2 protein-coding genes and 1 pseudogene are annotated in these 3628 nt (G+C 61.5%); all 3 read right to left on the minus strand.

The genetic code is table 11. From position 1 onward, the window contains the following. Positions 1 to 390: 390 nt before the first annotated feature. Positions 391 to 1005: pseudogene (locus MXB90_RS17595) on the minus strand (APC family permease); the annotation flags it as partial. A 79-nt stretch (positions 1006 to 1084) separates the two neighbouring features. Next, entirely contained in the window at positions 1085 to 1876 is a 792-nt protein-coding gene (gene istB / locus MXB90_RS17600) for an IS21-like element helper ATPase IstB (RefSeq protein ID WP_250046709.1), read from the minus strand. After that, on the minus strand, positions 1866 to 3350 hold the full coding sequence (istA, locus tag MXB90_RS17605) for an IS21 family transposase (RefSeq protein WP_250046711.1): 1485 nt from the start codon (positions 3348 to 3350) through the stop codon (positions 1866 to 1868). Before istA ends, istB begins: the two co-directional genes overlap by 11 nt. Positions 3351 to 3628: the final 278 nt, after the last annotated feature.

Below are 3628 nucleotides of genomic sequence, written 5' to 3' on the forward strand. Positions count from 1 at the left end.
TTGCGGCCTGCGTTGCGCGGGGTCCGGTCGGCAAACTGGACTCTGATGGTCCCGCCGTGCTCCGACTCTGGTCCACGCCCCAGTGTTCAGGCGGTGATCACCACAGTCATGCCTTCCTTGTCAAAAGCGATCGCGATCCCCTTGCCAACCCCTCGGCTGGCACCAGCTCAGATATTGCTTCCATCCCTGAGGTCCGCAATGGGCCGCGCGCGTCCAAACGATCGTCACCGATGCAGAGGGGCGGAAAGCGGTCTGTCACTGTTGCAGCATTGCCTCCGTAACATTTCGCTATAGCGGTCGCTCGCGCTGACGTCGTAACACTTTCGCCGGCATCGCACATCCATCATTCCCTTCGGGCCGCCAGGGCATCGCGCCGGGGCCGGCGTCGGGCTAGCCGCCGGCCGCAAAACCTGCGATCAGCAGCGCGATGCAGGCCAGCGCGCCAGCCACCGGAACCCAGCGATAGACGCGAAAGGTCCCCGGCGGCGCCGGATCCCCCCGCGCATGGATCCGCGCAAGCGACAGGCACACCAGCGCAAAGACCCCCAGCGTGATACCAGATGTCCATTCCGCCAAGCGCAGGATGGGAAAGGCCAGCGCCAGGCCAAGCGCCAGGCCGGCCGCCAGCGCCGTGGCCCGCACCGGGGTTGCGCTGCGCGGCGACAGCCTGCCAAGCCCGCGCGGCAGCTCGCCCTCGCGCGCAAGTCCGAACAGCACCCGCCCGGCCATCAGGATCTGCACGATCACCCCATTCAGCGTAGCCAACGAGGCGATGGCCGTCAGCAGGATCTCTGGCAACCCGGTGTTGCGCGTGAAGGCCAGCGTCAGCGGGGCGGGGTGGCTGGCGACCTCTGCCAGCGGACCCGAAGCCAGGACCGTCAGCACCACCCCGAGGTAAAGGACTGTCGTGATGGCAAGCGTCAGGAATATCCCGCGCGCTAGCGTGCGTTGCGGGTCGATCGTCTCCTCGGCGATCGAATCAATGTCCTCGAAACCGATGAAGGCAAAGAATGTTGATTGCCCCTGAGAATTGACCCGGCATTGTCACCGAGATCTGACCCACCCGTCTGTTATGTTCTGCGTATTATTCCGGGGTCAATACTGCTGCCTCCTTCCTTTTCTTTTTTGCCGTCTCGGAACTGGCCTTGAAGCGATAGCTGTCATTGCCGGTTTCAAGAATGTGGCATCGATGGGTGAGTCGATCTAGCAAGGCGGTGGTCATTTTGGCGTCGCCAAACACGCAGGCCCATTCACTGAAGCTCAAGTTCGTGGTGATGATGACGCTGGTGCGCTCGTAGAGTTTGCTCAGAAGATGGAAGAGCAAGGCCCCGCCAGAGACGCTGAACGGCAGGTATCCCAGCTCGTCCAAGATCACGAGGTCAGTTTTCACCAGCGCCTCGGCGATCTTGCCAGCCTTGCCCTGAGCCTTTTCCTGTTCCAGGGCGTTAACCAATTCGACCGTTGAGAAGAAGCGCACGCGTTTGCGATGGTGCTCGATGGCCTGGATGCCGAGGGCTGTGGCCACATGGGATTTCCCCGTGCCGGGACCGCCGATCAGGACCACATTTTCAGCGACATCCAGGAATTCACAGCGATGGAGCTGGCGGACCAGAGCTTCCCGTATTTCACTGGCCGCGAAGTCGAAGGCGGACAAGTCCTCGTATGCGGGGAAGCGGGCAGCCTTCATGTGATACGCGATCGAGCGCACCTCACGCTCGGCCATTTCGGCCTTGAGCAGCTGCGACAGGATCGGCATGGCGGCTTCAAATGCGGGTGCACCTTGTTCATGCAGATCCTGCACAGCCTGCGCCATGCCCGGCATCTTGAGGCTGCGCAGCATGATGATCAGTGCAGCACCCGCGGGATCATGACGCATGACGGGTTCCTTTCTGGGTGCGCAGCCCATCATAGCGCGCGACATTGGCCTCGGGCTCCTTGCTCAGCGACAAGGCGGCTGGAGGGTTCACATCCGGCAGGTCTGTCGGTTTGCCGTCCAGCAGCCTGTGGAGCAGGTTCAACACATGGGTTTTGGTGGGCACGCCCGCCTTCAGTGCCAATTCCACGGCGCACAGCACGGCCTGTTCGTCATGGTGCAGCACCAAGGACAGGATATCGACCATTTCGCGGTCCCCGCCGGGCTGGCGCAGCATCTTTGCCTGCAACACCCGGAAGGGTTCTGGCATCTCAAGGAAGGGGGCGCCATTACGCAACGCTCCGGGTTTGCGCTGAACCACCGCCAGATAATGGCGCCAGTCATAGACCACGCGCCCCGGCTGGCGATGCGACCGGTCGATGATGCGCTCATGCGTGCAGATCACGTTCCCCTCGGCCACAATCACCAGCCGCTCAGGGTAAATGCGCAGGCTCACCGGGCGGTTCGCAAAGCTGGCGGGCACAGAATAACGGGTGCGATCAAAGCTGATCAGGCAGGTCGGCGAGACGCGCTTTCTTTCCTCGACAAAGCCATCGAACATTGTGGGGAGCGGCATCAGCGCAGGCTTCTCGGCTTCCCAAACATCGGCGATGCTTCCAGGCAACGTGCCATGAGCCGTCTCAGCCCACAGCAGCTTACAGCGTTCTTCCAGCCAAGCATTAAGCGCATCCAGATCCGGAAAGGCCGGCATCAGCTGCCACATCCGATGGCGCGCATCGCGCACATTCTTCTCGACCTGCCCCTTCTCCCAGCCCGCTGCCGGATTGCAGAACTCGGGATCGAAGACATAATGACTGGTCATCGCCGTGAACCGCGCATTCACATCGCGCTTCTTGCCTATTCCGACCTTGTCGACGGCGGTCTTCATATTGTCGTAGATACCGCGACCGGGCACGCCTTCGAAGACGCGGAAGGCATGCCAATGGGCATCGAACAGCATCTCATGCGTTTGCAGCAGATAGGCACGCACCAGAAAGGCGCGGCTGTGCGACAGCTTGATATGCGCGACCTGCAGCTTGATCCGCTCGCCACCGACATAGGCCCAATCTTCGCTCCAGTCGAACTGGAACGCTTCGCCTGATGCAAACACCAGCGGCACGAAAGTTCCACGATCCGTCGTGTGATGCGCCCGCTGCCGTTCGCCTTTCCATTCCCGAACGAAGGCCGCAACGCGCTCGTAGGAGCCATCATATCCCAGCTTCACCAGATCGGCGTGCATCAGCTTCGCCGTCCGGCGTTCTTTGCGTGATTTGCGCTGGTCGGACGTAAGCCACGCTGTCAGCTGCTTGGCAAAAGGGTCAAGCTTGCTGGAACGAGCTGGTGTCTGGAACGCAGGCTCAACGATCCCCTCGCGTAGATACTTCTTGATCGTGTTGCGCGATATGCCCGTGCGCCGCGCGATCTCGCGAATGGGCATCTTGTCTCGCAGGCAGTGTCCCCGGTGGTGGTGTAGGAGGCCGCGCGCGGAGCCCTTGGCGTAGCGGAGCGCGCGGCCGTGGGTGACGCTAGCGGTCACCGCCGATCTTCTGAGAAGGTTTGGGTTGTGAGACCTGGAACCTACAACGGAGATGACGATGACCGAAGAGAGAATGGCGCTGATCGAACTGGTTGAGAAGCAGGCAGACTGGCCTGCTGCCGGTTTCGTGGACACGAAGATAAGATCGTGACCAAGGCAACGGAGATCGGACATGGTGA

Origin of the sequence: Phaeovulum molybdatiresistens, assembly GCF_023544865.1 — a bacterium.
Classification (GTDB): Bacteria; Pseudomonadota; Alphaproteobacteria; order Rhodobacterales; family Rhodobacteraceae; genus Pontitalea.